This is a genomic window from Streptomyces sp. NPDC046881 (assembly GCF_040645015.1).
GTDB lineage: Bacteria > Actinomycetota > Actinomycetes > Streptomycetales > Streptomycetaceae > Streptomyces.
The window spans coordinates 48231-63683 of the sequence record NZ_JBEYXJ010000026.1; the positions used below are offsets into that span (position 1 = coordinate 48231).

12 protein-coding genes are annotated in these 15453 nt (G+C 72.5%); 4 read left to right on the top strand and 8 right to left on the bottom strand.

The genetic code is table 11. The features are described 5' to 3' along the window. The first annotated feature begins 168 nt into the window (after positions 1-168). Positions 169-1197, top strand: a complete 1029-nt coding sequence (locus tag ABZ923_RS15575; protein WP_361471199.1) for a glycosyltransferase family 2 protein — start codon at positions 169-171, stop codon at positions 1195-1197. A 58-nt stretch (positions 1198-1255) separates the two neighbouring features. Here the strand turns inward: ABZ923_RS15575 and ABZ923_RS15580 are convergent, their stop codons facing one another. The 4 genes from ABZ923_RS15580 to ABZ923_RS15595 all read right to left on the bottom strand — a co-directional run bounded on the left by ABZ923_RS15580 (position 1256) and on the right by ABZ923_RS15595 (position 7070). Further along, a complete protein-coding gene (locus ABZ923_RS15580; RefSeq protein ID WP_361471243.1) occupies positions 1256-2857 on the bottom strand; it encodes an LCP family protein in 1602 nt (533 codons plus the stop codon). 130 nt (positions 2858-2987) lie between these two features. After that, positions 2988-4745: an LCP family protein gene (locus ABZ923_RS15585; RefSeq protein ID WP_361471201.1), complete on the bottom strand. Its 1758-nt coding sequence runs from the start codon at positions 4743-4745 to the stop codon at positions 2988-2990. Positions 4746-4974: 229 nt separating this feature from the next. After that, positions 4975-6165, bottom strand: coding sequence for an LCP family protein (locus tag ABZ923_RS15590; protein WP_361471203.1), 1191 nt, complete (start codon positions 6163-6165; stop codon positions 4975-4977). A gap of 149 nt (positions 6166-6314) precedes the next feature. After that, positions 6315-7070 (bottom strand): TIGR03089 family protein, encoded by a 756-nt coding sequence (locus ABZ923_RS15595; protein ID WP_361471205.1) that lies wholly within the window; start codon positions 7068-7070, stop codon positions 6315-6317. A gap of 129 nt (positions 7071-7199) precedes the next feature. On the opposite strand from ABZ923_RS15595, the gene ABZ923_RS15600 reads away from it, so the two are divergent. Continuing rightward, positions 7200-8714, top strand: a complete 1515-nt coding sequence (locus ABZ923_RS15600; RefSeq protein ID WP_361471207.1) for an N-acetylmuramoyl-L-alanine amidase — start codon at positions 7200-7202, stop codon at positions 8712-8714. 186 nt (positions 8715-8900) lie between these two features. Continuing rightward, positions 8901-9983: an NDP-sugar synthase gene (locus ABZ923_RS15605; RefSeq protein ID WP_361471208.1), complete on the top strand. Its 1083-nt coding sequence runs from the start codon at positions 8901-8903 to the stop codon at positions 9981-9983. Between the two features lie 549 nt (positions 9984-10532). Here ABZ923_RS15605 and ABZ923_RS15610 read toward each other — a convergent pair. The 4 genes from ABZ923_RS15610 to ABZ923_RS15625 are packed head-to-tail and all read right to left on the bottom strand — an operon-like array spanning position 10533 to position 14467. Next, positions 10533-11555, bottom strand: coding sequence for a DNA-3-methyladenine glycosylase 2 family protein (locus tag ABZ923_RS15610; RefSeq protein ID WP_361471210.1), 1023 nt, complete (start codon positions 11553-11555; stop codon positions 10533-10535). Positions 11556-11614: 59 nt separating this feature from the next. Then, a complete protein-coding gene (locus ABZ923_RS15615; RefSeq protein WP_361471212.1) occupies positions 11615-12970 on the bottom strand; it encodes a coenzyme F420-0:L-glutamate ligase in 1356 nt (451 codons plus the stop codon). Beyond that, the gene (gene cofD, locus ABZ923_RS15620; protein WP_361471214.1) at positions 12967-13926 is read right to left on the bottom strand and encodes a 2-phospho-L-lactate transferase; all 960 of its coding nucleotides are present in this window, start codon (positions 13924-13926) and stop codon (positions 12967-12969) included. Before cofD ends, ABZ923_RS15615 begins: the two co-directional genes overlap by 4 nt. Positions 13927-13960: 34 nt before the next feature. Next, on the bottom strand, positions 13961-14467 hold the full coding sequence (locus tag ABZ923_RS15625; RefSeq protein WP_361471215.1) for a cysteine dioxygenase family protein: 507 nt from the start codon (positions 14465-14467) through the stop codon (positions 13961-13963). A gap of 678 nt (positions 14468-15145) precedes the next feature. On the opposite strand from ABZ923_RS15625, the gene ABZ923_RS15630 reads away from it, so the two are divergent. After that, a complete protein-coding gene (locus tag ABZ923_RS15630; protein ID WP_003975777.1) occupies positions 15146-15409 on the top strand; it encodes a WhiB family transcriptional regulator in 264 nt (87 codons plus the stop codon). The last annotated feature ends 44 nt before the right edge of the window (positions 15410-15453 follow it).

Here is a 15453-nt window from a genome sequence, read left to right on the forward strand (position 1 = left end):
GCGTTGCGGAGGCGCGGGGGACCGAGGCGGGCTGGGCAAGGAGGACACCTCCGGACGAGGCCGTACGTGGGATCCGTGAGCACAGTAGGCCGATACGATCTCCAGCCCGCGTCGCCGGGCCCGGCGGCGCGCATCCGTGTCCCCCGTTCGCGGTAACGTGAGGCCCCTATGAACGCCAAGCCCGACGTGCGGCTCCCCGCCGTGTCAGTGATCATGCCCGTCCTCAACGAGGAGCGGCATCTGCGCGGGGCCGTCCAAGCGATCCTCGCGCAGGAGTACGCCGGCGAGATGGAGGTCGTGATCGCCCTCGGTCCGTCCACGGACCGCACGGACGAGATCGCCGCCGAGCTGGTCGCCGAAGACCCGCGCGTGCACACCGTCCCGAACCCGACCGGCCGCACGCCCGCGGCGCTGAACGCGGCGATCAAGGCCTCCCGGCATCCGATCGTGGTCCGCGTCGACGGCCACGGCATGCTCTCGCCGAACTACATCGCGACCGCGGTCCGCCTGCTGGAGGAGACCGGCGCGCAGAACGTCGGCGGCATCATGCACGCCGAGGGCGAGAACGACTGGGAGCACGCGGTGGCCGCCGCGATGACCTCGAAGATCGGCGTCGGCAACGCGGCCTTCCACACCGGCGGCCAGGCCGGCCCCGCCGAGACGGTCTACCTCGGTGTGTTCCGCCGCGAGGCGCTGGAGCAGCAGGGCGGCTACAACGAGGAGTTCATCCGCGCCCAGGACTGGGAGCTGAACTTCCGGATCCGCGAGGCGGGCGGGCTCATCTGGTTCTCGCCCGAGCTGAGGGTGTCGTACCGGCCGCGGCCGTCGGTGCGGGCGCTGGCCAAGCAGTACAAGGACTACGGCCGCTGGCGGCACGTCGTCGCCCGCTACCACTCCGGCTCCATCAACCTGCGCTACCTCGCCCCGCCGGTGGCGGTGTGCGCGATGGCGGCGGGTCTGGTCGTCGGCGCGGTGCTGACCCCGTGGGGCCTCGTGATCCCCGGCGGCTACCTGGCCGCGATCGTCGCGGGCTCCCTCCCGGCCGGCAGGGGGCTGCCTGCGAAGGCCCGGCTGCAGATCCCGGTGGCCCTCGCCACCATGCACATGTCCTGGGGCTGGGGCTTTCTGACCAGCCCGAAGTCCCTGGCGAAGAAGGTCATCGCCTCCCGGCGGCCCGCGGTCCTCGACACCGTCTGACACGCCCGCGAAGGGCCCCTCCCGGCTGGGGAGGGGCCCTTTGCGCTGCGCCGGTCCGTCAGTGCCACTGGTAGGGCTTGTACACGTCCATGCAGGTCGGCTTGTCCGAGGCGTTGGCGGCGTCGGTGCCCTCGGGCAGGTCGCCGGCCTTCGGGGCGGACTCCTTGGGGTAGGCGGTCCCGGTGCGCCAGTCCGCGCCGACGACGACCGTGACCCCCGACACGTCGGTGGACTTCTGCACCTGGCTCATCGGGATGCCCAGCGCCTTGGCCACCGCCTGGGCGTCGCCCTCCAGGTCCGCGCTCGGATACCGCACGACCGTCTTGTCCTGGGACAGGCTCCCCGAGGTGTCGGCCTGCGCCCGGGCGTAGCCCTTCTGCACGAGCACCTGGCCGATCGCCGACGCCCGCTGCGGGACCGCGGCCTCGGCGGAGGTCCGGGTGGCGTTCTGCACCAGCACGCCGAGCCGGGCCGCGTCGAGCGAGGGGGTCTTGGCCGGCTTGTCCTTGCCCTTGCCCTTCTTGGCGTCGGACTTCCCGCCGTTCTTGTCGAACGGCACGTCGTCCTGGAGCATCTGCCACACCTTGTCGGCCTTGGCCTTGTCCGGGACGACGTGGTTGTCCGGGTCGTTCGGGTCCGGGACGTTGGGCATCGTCACACTGGTGATGCGGTCGGTCGGCACCGACTTCATCTCCATGCCGAGGTCGTACAGCTTCTTGACCGTGCCGATCTCCTCGGAGACCTTCAGGGACTTGGTGGCCGCCTCGGCCAGGTCCATCAGCCGGCCGGTGTCGGTGAACACGTTCTGCTGCTTCAGCGTGCGGATCATCGAGTTCAGGTACATGTGCTGGGCGCGGGCCCGCATCAGGTCGCTGCCCCAGGCGTGCCGGGTGCGCAGCCACTGCAGGGCCTGCTCGCCCTTCACCTTGTGCGATCCCCTGGTGAGCTTCAGGCCGGAGCCGCCGCGCTGGCTGGGGGTCGAGTGGTCCCAGACGTTCTGGTTCACACAGACCTCGACACCGCCGATCGCGTCCGCCATGCGCACCACGCCCGCGAAGTCGATCGTCATCCAGTGGTCTATGTAGACCCCGGTGAGCTCCTCCCAGGTGAGCAGCGTGCAGCCGGCTCCGCCGCGGGCCAGGGTGACGTTGATGATGTCGTCCGTCGGCGGGTAGTCCTTGCCGTCCGGGTCCTTGCACTCGGGGATGTGCACCCGGGTGTCCCGCGGGATGCTGACCATGGAGGCGCTCTTGCGGTCCGCCGAGAGGTGGATGAGCATCTGCACGTCCGCGAGGGGCGGGTCGCCGACGTGGTCCCGACTGCCGCCGAGCTTCAGGTTCTCCTTGGAGTTCCGGCTGTCGGAGCCGATCAGGAGGATGTTCAGCGGGGTCTGGCCGGCCGCGTTGGGGGCGGTCCGGTGCGCCTTGGAGTCGTCGCCGTTGGCGCGCCGGCCCTTCTGGATGTTGCCGTTGAGATGCTGGTAGTACAGATATCCGGCGCCCGCCGTGCCGAGTATCACCACCGCCAGCACGGTCGCCGACCAGCGCAGCACGCGGCGTCTGCGCCGTCGCCGGTCGGTCTGCGGACCGCCGGCCCGCCGGCGGCCGCCGTGCCGCCCGGAACGCGCCGGGGCGTCCGTGGTTTTCGACGCGAGCGACATCGTGTCCTCGACCGCCGGAGCCTCCCCGCGCACCTCGCTCTGCGCCAAACTCCCTGCCCTCCCCACCCTTGCGCCAAGCAACGGGCCCGTCCCGCGTCCGGTTAGACGCTTGACGGGCCCATAGGGTTACCTACCCGGCGCACTTCACCTTGTCTGCCGTGGACTTGTCGACGTCCGGCGCCTTCGTCGGCGTCGTGAGGGGCACACCCGCCCCCTTGAAGTCCTTGCCCAGGGTCAGCGTCATCGCCGGCAGCCCCTGGGAGTTGGTCACGCTCTTGCCCGGCTTCATGGCGGCCCCGGACAGCCCCAGGATCGCGGCCAGCCGGCGTGCCTGGGCCGCCTGGTCGGGCGCGTACTCCAGCGTGGTCCGGCTCAGCACGGCGGGCGCGTTGCCGGAGTTCTCCGACTTGGTCACGCCCTCGTCGTTCTGCAGCCAGTTGAGCACCCCCTGGGCGCTGCCGGACGCGGCCCCGCCGTTCATGATGCGCACCCGCACCTCGGAGGCGGGCGCCTTGCTGCCCTTGAGCCGGGCGGCCTGGGCGTCCTTCGCCGCCTTCTGCCTCTTCTTCACGTCGGTGAAGGAGACGTCGTTGCGGATGGCCTCGAAGACCGCCGGGGCCTTCGACTCGTTGAGGACGACCGTGGACTTGACCTTCTCGGCCGGGTTGTCCACGACCGGCACCGTGGTGAAGGTGAGGTTCTTCGGGTTGAGCTTGCCCAGCTCCAGACCCAGGTCCTTCAGCTTGCCGATGCTGTCCAGCTTGTCGTCGACGGTCAGTGCCTTGGTGCCCGCCTCCGCCAGCTTCAGCATCTTCGTCGGACTGGTGAGCGTGGCGTTGCCCTTCAGCTTGCGCATCAGCGCACCGAGGAACTGCTGCTGGAGCCCGATGCGGCTCAGGTCGCCGCCGAAGCCGACGGAGTGCCGGGTGCGCACGAACGCCAGCGCCTGCTCGCCGGAGATCTTGTGGGTGCCCTTGCTCAGCTTCAGGTGGGAGTCCGGGTCGTCGATGTCCTTGGCCAGGCACACGTCGACGCCGTCGACCGCCTCGGTCAGCGTCTTGACCGCGTTGAAGTCCGCCACCATGAAGTCGTCCGGCTTGATCCCGGTCAGCTCGGTCACCGTGCGCATGGTGCAGCTCGGCGTACGGTCGTCCTGCCCGAGGCTGGTGTTGAAGCGGACGCCCTCGGAGCCCGGGATGACCTTCCGGCTGCCGTCCTCCTGCTGGGTCGGGCAGTCCGGGATGTCCACGATCAGGTCGCGCGGGATGCTCAGCGCGGTCGCGTTGGACCGGTCCTTGGAGACGTGCAGCAGGATCGTGGTGTCGGCGTGGCCGACGCTGCCGGAGTCGCCGTAGCCCTCGTTGCCCTTGCCGGTGCGCTTGTCGGTGCCGATCAGCAGGATGTTGATCGCCTCGTCCTTGCTGAAGCCACCGGTGCCGGCGCCGTCGTCGGACACCGAGGTGATGTTGTCGTTGAGGTGCTTGATGTAGAGGTAGCCGGCGGCCGTCACGGCGACCAGCACGAAGGCCATGGACCCGCCGGTCCACAGCAGCACCTTCTTCGCCGTCGACTTCTTCTTCACCGGCCGCCGGGCGGCGCGCCGCCCCTGCGGTGCCTCCGGTTCGGCGCTCCGGCGCCGGGCCGAGCGCGGCGCCGGCACATCGGTGCCCCGCTCCCGGGGCTGCTGCCGGTTCTGCCCGGCCGGCTGCCGGGTACGGCCGGGCGCCGCACCGCCCCCGTCCCCGGAGGACGGTCTGCGCGGTCCGGGAACCGGCGGCTGCGCTGCGGAAGGGCTCAGTCGCAGTTCGTATTCGCCGGTGTTCGGATTGAGTACCCACTGGTCTGCGGGGTCGATGTTGTCCGCCCGCCCACGGCCTTGCGCGTCCACGGTTGTCCGAATCCTCCGTCGGGGCCACGCGGCGCCTTCCCCCTCCAAGGCGCTCGGGTCTCGGTGAAACAGTGCACGGCCCCGACAAAGCCCGTCGGACCTCGCGGCCAGGTGCACCGGATCGCTCACACTATCCGCCCAGTTCAGCGTCGAGCGACGCCGGTGACAAATTCCACCTGCCTACAACCGGGCAATCCCCCTCATTTTCTGAACGTTCTTACCCAGCGCCTTACTCACAGGTCTGTTCGGCCGCGGTGTTCCCGCGAAACGTCGGCGCGGGCGAGGGGCCGTCCGGCCCGCCCGACCCTGTGTCCCGCCCGGGAACATCCTGTGAACTCTCCTGGGTCACCACCACCGGCTGGTCGGCCCGCAGCCGCGCGAACAGCTTCTCGGCCTCCGGCTCCACGAGTTGATCACGGTTGGCGTCGTAGACGTACGACTCCCTCGGCACCGTCAGGAACTGCACCCGTTCCGTGGGGATGTCACGCAGCCCGCGCACCAACTGGTACAAGCCACGCAGACTGGCCAGTTCCGGGTCGGTGGTCAGCGAGGAGGTCGCCGCGTCCAGCACCGGATACAGCTTCACGGGGTTCAGCAGCACGTCGCTGCTCTGCACCTTGTTGACGAGCGCGCCGAGGAACCGCTGCTGGCGTTCCATCCGCTCGGTGTCGCTGCCGTCGCCGAGCGACTTGCGGGCCCGGACGAACCCGAGCGCCTGCTCCCCGTCGAGCGTGACCTTCCCCGCGGGCAGTGTCAGCTGCGCCGCCTCGTCGTCGACGGGTTCCTTCAGGCACACCTCCACCCCGTCGACGGCGTCCACCATCTCCATGAACCCGCTGAAGTCCACGACCATGTGGTGGTCGACGCGGATGCCGGTCAGCTTCTCGACGGTCCGGATCGTGCACGCCGAACCGCCCACCTGGAAGGCGTGGTTGAACATCGCGAACACGGGGTCGCTGCGCCTGCCGTCCTCCTGCCGGCAGTCCGGGATGTCCACCATCAGGTCCCGGGGCAGCGAGACGGCGGTGGCGCTGCGCCGGTCGGCGGCCAGGTGGAGCAGGATCGTGGTGTCCGACCGCTCGCTGCCGAGGTCCCTGCCGTACTTGCGGTTGCCTTCCCCGGCCCGCGTGTCGGACCCGATCAGCAGGATGTTCTGGGCGTCCCGGACCAGCGCGGTGGGCCGCTCCCGCTCGTACCGGGCGAGTTCGGCGGCAGCGGCGTCGTCGGCGGTGATGTTGGCGCTCAGCTTGGCGTAGACGGCCCAGCCGGCCCCGGTGGCCGCCGTGACCAGGACGGCCGCCCCCAGCGCGGAACCACACACCCAGCGCCGGCGCCGCCGTCGTATCAGCCCGTCCCCGGTGGCCGAGGCTCCCGACCCGGGACCGGGACCGAGGGGCTCGCCTGCGGTGTCGGTCACCATGGCGCCACCCCCTCACGGCCTACGAGCGTCGCGTCCTGCACTTACGACGATGGCGGGGGAGGGGGCCGGAAGCGCCCTGTACTACTCCGATCGGGGGAACGGCGAGGCCTCGGGGGCTGGGCCGCCGCGCCTCCCGCGCCCCCGCGGTCTCACCGCCTTACTGCCGTCACCCGCTCGCTCTCGACCCGCTTGGCGAGAGCGTCCTCGTCCAGCCGCTCCAGGCTCCGGCACAGCACCACGGACCCCCCGACGGCCAGCGGCGAGAACAGTCCCGCGCTCAGCCCCTCCCAGGTGTCGTACGGCAGCCCCGACAACAGCCTCGAACCAGGTCCCGTCAGCCCGAGCGCCCCCGCTTCGGAAGCGGCCCGCTCGACGACCTCCGCCCCGCTGAACTCGCGCCCCGCGACGATGAGCGCCGGCTCCTCGGGGTCCACCGGCGCGAACGGGGCGAACCGGTCGCCCTGTCCGGGTACTTCCACGGCGTAGTCGAGGAAGCCGACCGGAGGCTGCGGGAAACGCCCGCCCAACGGCCGCAGCGCCAGCGCCACCCGCTCGCCGGTGCAGGCGAGCGCCGCGTCGAGCGAGTCCGGCCCGCTCACCACCACGTCGGCCGCCGCCGGGTCCCCGCCGACGTCCGCGATCGCGCCCACCGAGGAACAGGCCAGCAGCCACACCGCCGTCTGCCAGTGCGCGGGCAGCAGCAGCGCGACCCGGTCGCCGGGCCCGGCGGACAGGTCGCCCTGGAGCAGGTTGGCGGTCTTGGCCACCCAATTGGCGAAGGTGGCCACGGACAGTTCGACGCGTTCGCCCGTGGCGTCGTCGTAGAAGGTCACCAGCGGGCGGCCGGGGTCCGCGGCGTGCGCGGAAGTCAGCAGGTCGGCAGGGGTGCGATCGGTGGCGTTCACCCGGGACAGGGTACGCGCGGCCGGGCGGGCGCGCCGGGTGGTGGGGCCACCGGTTCGGCGGAACGCGTCCCGACACACCGTCAGTTTACCGATGGACATATATGTCTGACTATGTCCAAGATCATGCACATGCGTGGATTCCTCACTTCCTGTCCTGGCGTCTCCCCGCTCACCGCCTGCTCGATCGGCGTCACCTTCGCCGCCGTCGTCGCGCTCGCCCCGGCGCTGCCGGCGTCCGCCGCGACGGCACCGGCCCGGTCCGCCGTGCCCGGCAGCACCCGGTCGCTGCCGCTCGTCCCCCGCGCCCGGGAGCGCGTCCCGGGCGCCGCCCCGGAACAGGGGCTGTACCGCACCGGCCTCGCACGGTTCACGCTGCTCGGCGTCGTCTGGGACGACCCGGGCAGCGAACTGCACGGCCGGGTGCAGGTGCGCACCCGGTCCGCCGCGACGGGCGCGTGGTCCGGCTGGCAGGACGTCGTGACGCACACCGCCGACCACGGTGCCGACCCGGGTACGGCGGAGGGCTCCGTCCGGCGGCTGCGCGGGGCGACCGCGCCGCTGTGGGTGGGGGAGTCGGACGGTGTGGACGTGCGGGTGCGGGCGGAAGGGGCGGGGGGCGCGTCCGGGAAGCGGGCGGGAGGGCCGCGGTCGCCGCTGCCGTCGGGGCTGCGGCTGGAGCTGGTCGACCCGGGGAAGGACGGCGGGAGCGGGGCGGGCGCGGGGGAGGCGGGTGCCGCGGAGGCCGACGGAGCCGGCGAGGTGCTGGAGGCGCTGGAGGCCGAGGGGGTCAGGGTCAGGGAGTCGCGGGAGGGCCACGGGGCCGGGGACGCCGGCGAGCGGCTGCCGGGGAACCTGCCGGCCGACGACCCGCCCCCTACCGCCCTGGACACCGAGGCCGCGATCGCCGCGTCCGGCGCCAACGCCGACATCACCGCCTTCGGCGCCACCGTCGTCCCGGAACTGGACCGGAAGGCCACCGAGCAGGAACTGATCCGCCTCCAGGGCACCGCGCTCGACGACCCGTCGCGGGCGAAGCCGTACATCGGGCCGCGCCCGCGGATCGTCACGCGCCGGGGCTGGGGAGCGGACGAGTCACTGCGCGAGCGCGGGTTCGTCTACACGACGAAGGTCAAGGCGGCCTTCGTCCACCACACGGCTTCGGGCAACAACTACACCTGCGCACAGGCCCCGTCCGTCATCCGCAGTATCTACCGCTACCACGTCACGACCATGGGCTGGCGGGACATCGGCTACAACTTCCTCGTCGACAAGTGCGGAACGATCTACGAGGGCCGGGCCGGGGGCGTGGCCAAGGCGGTGCTCGGCGCGCACACCCTCGGGTTCAACATCAACAGCACGGGCATCGCCGTGATCGGCACGTACGGGTCGGCCAAGCCGTCGAGCGGCGTGGTGACGGCGGTCGCCCGGCTCACCGCGTGGAAGCTCGGGCTGTATGGGGCCAATCCGCGCGGAAAGACATATCTCACGTCGGGCGGTGGCAATCTCTACCCCAAGGGGAAGAACGTACGACTGAACGTGATCTCCGGCCACCGCGACGGATTCGCCACCGAGTGCCCCGGCGAGCGGCTCTACGCCGCGCTCGGCACGGCCCGCTCCAGGGCGGCGACGTACCAGGGGCGCTGAGGCCGGGGCGCGCGTTCTCCGCCGTCGGGGGGACGGGCGCCGGGACGGGTGGGGGAAACCGCACGCCGATTCAGGGGACACCGCGCGGCCATCGAAGGCGTCGTCGCACGGTCTGCATACACTGACCGGCCGAAACGAGTGTTGACGAGTAGTTCGGCCGGTCCCGGCAGGAAGCAGAGACGACAGGTGACAGAAGCGATCCTCCTGGTCGGGGGCAAAGGCACCCGGCTGCGACCGCTCACGGTGCACACGCCCAAGCCGATGGTCCCGGCCGCCGGGGTGCCGTTCCTCACCCACCAGCTGGCGCGGGCGCGCGCGGCGGGCGTCGAGCACATCGTCCTCGCGACCAGCTACCTGGCCGAGGTCTTCGAGCCGTACTTCGGCGACGGCTCCGCGCTGGGCCTGCACATCGAGTACGTGACGGAGGAGGAGCCGCTCGGCACGGGCGGGGCCATCCGCAACGTCGCCGACCGCCTGCACTCCGGGCCCGACGACCCGGTGCTGATCTTCAACGGCGACATCCTGACCGGCCTGGACATCGGGGCCCTGGTGGACACCCACGAGTCGACGGGCGCCGACGTGTCGCTCCACCTGACCAAGGTGACCGACCCGCGCGCGTACGGTCTGGTGCCCACGGACGAGACCGGGCGCGTCCTGGCCTTCCTGGAGAAGCCGCAGACGCCGGAGGAGATCGTCACCGACCAGATCAACGCGGGGGCGTACGTCTTCCGCCGCTCGCTCATCGACACGATCCCGGCCGGGCGGCCGGTCTCGGTGGAGCGGGAGACCTTCCCCGGGCTGCTGGCCGCCGGCGCGCACCTGCAGGGCATGGTCGACTCCACGTACTGGCTGGACCTCGGCACCCCGGCCGCGTTCGTCCGCGGCTCGGCCGACCTGGTCCTCGGCCGCGCGCCGTCCCCGGCCGTGCCCGGCCGGTGCGGCGACCGCCTCGTGCTGCCCACGGCCACGGTGGCGCCCAACGCCAAGCTGACGGGCGGCACGGTGGTGGGCGAGGGCGCGTTCGTGGCGGAGGGTGCGCGGATCTTCGGCTCCACCATCCTTCCGGGCGCCGTCATCGAGCCCGGCGCCGTCATCACCGACTCCCTCATCGGCACCCGCGCCCGCGTCGGCGAACGCTCCGTCCTCACCGGCACGGTCATCGGCGACGGCGCGATCATCGGCGCGGACAACGAGCTCCGCGAGGGAGTACGGGTGTGGTGCGACGCCCACATCCCGTCAGGCGCGGTCCGCTTCTCGTCGGACCAGTAGCGCCACCGAGACCGCGCCGGGTCCACGTCTCCTCGGGGCGGCGTACATGGGGGCTGCGCCCCCAGATCCCCATCGGCCCGGCCCCCACCCGCCGTCGCCACCCGCGGCCCGCCGGCGCTTCCTCGCGCAGTTCCCCGCGCCCCTGGGGCGTTGCCCAACCGGCGGCGGCCATCGTGCCGCCGTAGCTGCGGGCAGCGGCGTGGCTGGGCCGGCGTCCACTCCGCAGCGGCCGTCGGTGCCGCCGTAGCTGCGGGCGGTCGTGCGTCTGGGGCGGCGCCCGCCCGGCAGCGGTGGTCGCTACCGCGCAGCTGCGGGCAGTTGCGTGGCTGGGCCTGTGTCCACTCCGCAGCGGCCATCGTGCCGCCGTAGCTGCGGGCTGTCGTGCCGCTGGGGCGGCGCCCGTCCCAGAAGAAGCGGCACCCGGGCAGCGCCGGTGAGCGGTCCGGGTTCCCGCCGACGTGGGCCTGGCAGTGCCGGTGCGCGGTCCGACCGCTGGCCGACGTGGGGCGAGCAGATGGGCGACCCGACCCCGGCCCGGCCGAGGGTGTTTCAGAGCAAGCCGATGTCCACGCGGCGCATCTTCGGGGCGCGTCGGGCCGGTACCGCGCCGCTCAGCAGGATCAGCCGAGCCGCCCGGTGCCGCTGCCCGGCATACGGCTCCAGCAGCCGCAGCATCTCCGCGTCGTCCGCATCCCGGTCCCCCGCCAGCGCCCACCCCACGATGCCCGGCAGGTGCAGATCCCCGACGGTCACCGCGTCCGCCGCCCCATGACTGCGCTGCACCACTTCCGCCGACGTCCACGGCCCCACCCCCGGCACGACCTCCAGCCGCGCCCGAGCCTCGTCCGCCGGCATCCCCACCGCCTGCTCGAGCCGCGCAGCGACTCGCACGGCCCGCAGAACCGTGGACGCCCGCTTGTCGTCGACCCCGGCCCGGTGCCACTCCCAGGACGGAATCAGCGCCCAGGTCCGCGGCGCCGGCATCACCCACATCGGCCGCTCGCCCGCCCCGGCGGGCCCCGGCGCCGGCTCCCCGAACCGCCGTACGAGCCGCCGCCACGCCCGGTACGCCTCGTCGGTGGTGACCTTCTGCTCCAGCACGGACGGGATCAGCGACTCCAGCACCAGCCCGGTCCGGGTCAGCCGCAGTCCCGGCCGCCGGTGCCGCGCCAGCGCCACCACCCGGTGCCGCGGCACGAACGCGCCGGGATCGTCGGCGGCACCGAGCAGTTCCGGCAACCGCTCCAGCAGCCACTCGGCCCCCGGCCCCCACGCCTCACCGAGCACCTCACCGCCGTACGCCCGTACCCGCAGCGTGCCCGGCCCGGCGGGCGTACGGCAGGCGCGCCACACGGAGCCGTCCGCCGTGGCCCGGAACGTCGGGTCGGCGGGTCCGCGCCGCAGCGGCCCGAGGGTCAGCCCGAGGTCCAGCGGCCCGTCCGGCACCCACCGCCGTACCCGCGCGGGCACCGTCGCCTGCCGCGGTATCCCGGCAGCGGCCCCCGCGGGTACGCCGACGTGCCCGCCGCGCACGGTCGTGCGAGTGGGGCGCGGGGCGAAACGTCCTGCCACTGGTGAGGTCCTAGGGGTGCCGGGGCTGTCCTACGAGACTAGGCGGTGTCCGCGGTGTTTCACCGCACTTCGACGAAGGCCCCCGCGTCCCGCTCCGGCCGCGGTCTCGGATCCTCCGCCGGACGGCCGACCGCCACCGCGCCCATCGGGTCCCAGTCCGCCGGCAGCTCCAGCACCTCGCGCACCACGTCCCGGCAGAACATCGTGGACGACACCCAGGCCGAGCCCAGCTGCTCCCCGGCCAGCGCGACCAGCAGGTTCTGCACGCCCGCGCCCATGGCGACGACGAACATCTCCCGCTCGGCACCGTCCCGCCGGGCGTCCCCGTAGGTGTGCGCGCCGTCCATGACGAGGCACGGCACGATCAGGTACGGCGCGTTGCGCAGCACGTCACCGCGCCGGACCCGCTTGGCGACGGACTCCTCGCTCTTGCCGTCCCGGCGCAGGTCGGCGATCCAGGCGTCCCGCATCGCGTCCAGCAGCCGCACCCGCGCCCGGGCCGACTCCAGCAGCACGAACCGCCAGGGCGTGGTGTGGTGCGGAGCGGGCGCGGTGACCGCGGCGGCCACCGCGCGGCGGACCGCGCCGGGGTCCACGGGCTCGTCGGTGAACGCCCGCACGGTACGCCGCTGGGTGACGGCCTCCCGCACCGCCTCGGAGGTGCCGAGCCGGAACATGTCGTCCCGCGCGGTGCGCACCAGCGCCCGCGCGCCCTCGTCGCCGCCGCCGTCCTCGGAGGCGTCGGTGGCGGCGGTGGCGAGCACGTGGGGCAGTCCGCGCACCACGGCCACCGGCCGCCCCGCCGCCTTGCCCTTGACCAGGTCACCGGCGGCGGCCAGCTCGTCCGCCGTGGCGACGACGGTCGCGCTCAGCGGGTTGCCGTACGCGTCCGTGCCGCCGCGCAGATCGTCCAGCACGCGCACCCCGGCCGCGCCGATCGCCACGTCCGTGAGCCCCGCCCGCCAGGGCCGCCCGAAGGTGTCGGTGACGACGACGCCGACGTCGACGCCGAGGCTGTCGCGCAGCCCGGCCCGGATCGCGCGCGCGGAGGCGTCCGGATCCTCGGGCAGCAACAGCACCGTCCCGGCGGGGGTGTTGGAGGCGTCGACACCCGCCGCGGCCATGACCAGTCCCTGCCGGTTCTCCACGATGCGCAGCGCACCGCGCCGGGCCACGACCCGGACCGTCTCGGCGTCGATCGCGGCCTCCCGGTCGGCCGCCTGCACGACCCGCCCCTCGGCCTTGGAGACGATCTTGGAGGTGACGATCAGCACATCCCCGTCGGCCAGGCCCGGCTCGGTCGCGGCGATCAGCTTGGCGACGTCGTCGCCCGGCCGCACCTCGGGGATGCCGGACAGGGCCCAGACCCGGTACCCGGGCTGCTCGGCCGGCCCGGCGGACGCCGTCGCGCTCACGCCCCCCGCACCTCCTCGGCCAGCGCCAGCGCCTCCCGCACCATCTGGGCGGTCGCGTCCACGTCGGTCATCATCAGCGGTACGGACCGGCAGCGGATGCCGTCCGCCTCGATCCGCTCGACCGCGCCCGCGTCGACGGTGTCGACCAGCCAGCCGTCCAGCAGCCCCGAACCGTAGTGCTCGGCGACCGCGGCGGCCGTGGACTCGACGCCGACCGCGGCGAGCACCTTGTCGGCCATGCCGCGCACCGGCGCGTCCCCGATGATCGGGGAGAGGCCGATCACCGGTACGCCCGCCTCGGCGATGGCCTCGCGGATGCCGGGCACGGCGAGGATCGTGCCGATGGACACGACCGGGTTGGACGGCGGGAAGAGGATGACGTCCGCCTCCGCGATGGCCTCCAGCACGCCCGGCGCCGGCTTGGCCTGCTCGGCGCCGACCGGGACGACCGCCTCGGCCGGGACCGAGGCGCGCAGCTTCACCCAGTACTCCTGGAAGTGGATCGCCTTGCGCTCACCCTCCAGCACGACGGCCACATGCGTCTCGACGCGGTCGTCGGTCATCGGGATGAGCCGCACGCCCGGCTTCCAGCGGTCGCACAGTGCCTCGGTGACCGCGCTCAGCGGATAGCCGGCGCCCAGCATCTGCGTCCGGACGATGTGCGTGGCGAAGTCCCGGTCGCCCAGCCCGAACCACTCCGGGCCGACGCCGTACGCCGCCAGTTCCTCCTTGAGGTGGAAGGTCTCGTCGGACCGCCCCCAGCCCTGCTCCTCGTTGATGCCGCCGCCGAGCGTGTACATCACCGTGTCCAGGTCCGGGCAGACCTTCAGCCCGAAGAGGTGGATGTCGTCGCCGGTGTTGCCGATGACGGTGATGTCCGCGTCCGGCACGGCCTGCTTCAGACCGCGCAGGAAACGGGCACCGCCGATGCCGCCTGCCAGAACCACAATGCGCATGGGAGCAAGTCTGGCAGGCCGGTCCGACAACGCGTCAGGCAGTCACCGCGCCCGGCTCGGTCCGCGCCTCGCAGTGCGGGGAGGTGTGCATCGGCATCTGGGTCAGGCCGGGGTGGTACACGTGCAGGCTGACCGCCGGCTCCAGCGCGTCGTTGACGACCTCGTGGACGTACCCCGGCGCGAACACCCGCTGGGAACCCGCCGCCAGCGCGCGCGTGCCGCGCTCGGTGCGCTCGGTGAGCGTGCCCTCCAGGACGGTGAGCACGCCGGACGAGGGTCCGTGGTCGTGCGGCCCGCTGCCCTGTCCCGGCACCCAGGACAGCAGCCACACCTCGTAGCCGGGGCCGGTGCGCAGCCGGTGGTACCAGCGGGTGGTGGCGTCGTACCGGACGAGGTGGGCCCACTGGGCGCGGTCGGCGGCGATCGAGCGGGCGAGCCCCACGAACTCGGCGACCGTGGCCGGGTGCTCGCGCGGCGGCTGGAGCAGGTGCGGTACCTCGAGGAGGTCGCCGGCGATCTGGAGGTCGTTGTCGCTGTTCATCTGGGTGCGCTGGTCCTCGGCGGAAGTGTGGGGGGCTGATGCTGGGGTGACGCCTGCGGTCCGCCCGGGTCACGGGCGGGCGGGATGCCCTGGATGAGGGATCACTGAACGGGAGACGCGACCGAGCCGGGATGGACTCGGGAACAGCCGGAGCGGGCTCGGCTCAACAGCTGGGACAGCAACAACAGCTACAGCGCGCGCGGGCGGCACCGAGGGACCCGGCGGTGCGGGTCGAGGTGAGCGCCAAGTTCGCGAGCATGCCCACTAGGACACCGGTTCACACCCGCACTGTCAACTCGGGGACCGGTATGTGGGACATGTTTCACCTCATCCGGTTCATCTGTGCGGTGAAAGGTTTGCTCACCGGGAGGTCGGGACACATGGGGCACATCCGAGCGCTCGAGCCTCGCGGAACGCGATCGAACACGGAGACGTCCTTCTCCGTACAGAGTTCTGTACGGGGGTTCGGCCGCTCCCGCGGGCCCAGCTGCGTGTCAAGGTATATGGCGATTTGAACACTTTCCGCACGGCCTTGGTTCCGCAGAGTGAATAACGGGCCCAATAGCAGATCTCGGCTTGACTCGCCCGGAGCAGCACACTTGTAATTTCACTCGTGTCGTTCAGCCGAAATCGGTAACGGCTACGCACGGGGACGCGAAAGACAGACGAGGGGCGCACATGACCGAGCTGGTGCAGCAACTGCTGGTCGACGACGCGGACGAGGAACTCGGCTGGCAGGAGCGCGCGCTGTGCGCCCAGACCGACCCCGAGTCCTTCTTCCCCGAGAAGGGCGGCTCCACCAGAGAGGCCAAGAAGGTCTGCCTCGCCTGCGAGGTCCGCTCCGAATGCCTCGAGTACGCCCTCGCCAACGACGAGCGCTTCGGCATCTGGGGCGGGCTGTCCGAGCGTGAACGCCGCCGCTTGAAGAAGGCCGCGGTGTGACCGCACGTACGGCCGCACACGTCACGAACGGCCCGTCGCCCGTG

Coding starts and splice junctions, on each gene's coding strand:
- ABZ923_RS15575 (WP_361471199.1), top strand. CDS start 169: ATGAACGCCAAGCCCGACGTGCGGCTCCCCGCCGTGTCAGTGATCATG.
- ABZ923_RS15580 (WP_361471243.1), bottom strand. CDS start 2,857: ATGTCGCTCGCGTCGAAAACCACGGACGCCCCGGCGCGTTCCGGGCGG.
- ABZ923_RS15590 (WP_361471203.1), bottom strand. CDS start 6,165: ATGGTGACCGACACCGCAGGCGAGCCCCTCGGTCCCGGTCCCGGGTCG.
- ABZ923_RS15600 (WP_361471207.1), top strand. CDS start 7,200: ATGCGTGGATTCCTCACTTCCTGTCCTGGCGTCTCCCCGCTCACCGCC.
- cofD (WP_361471214.1), bottom strand. CDS start 13,926: ATGCGCATTGTGGTTCTGGCAGGCGGCATCGGCGGTGCCCGTTTCCTG.
- ABZ923_RS15625 (WP_361471215.1), bottom strand. CDS start 14,467: ATGAACAGCGACAACGACCTCCAGATCGCCGGCGACCTCCTCGAGGTA.
- ABZ923_RS15630 (WP_003975777.1), top strand. CDS start 15,146: ATGACCGAGCTGGTGCAGCAACTGCTGGTCGACGACGCGGACGAGGAA.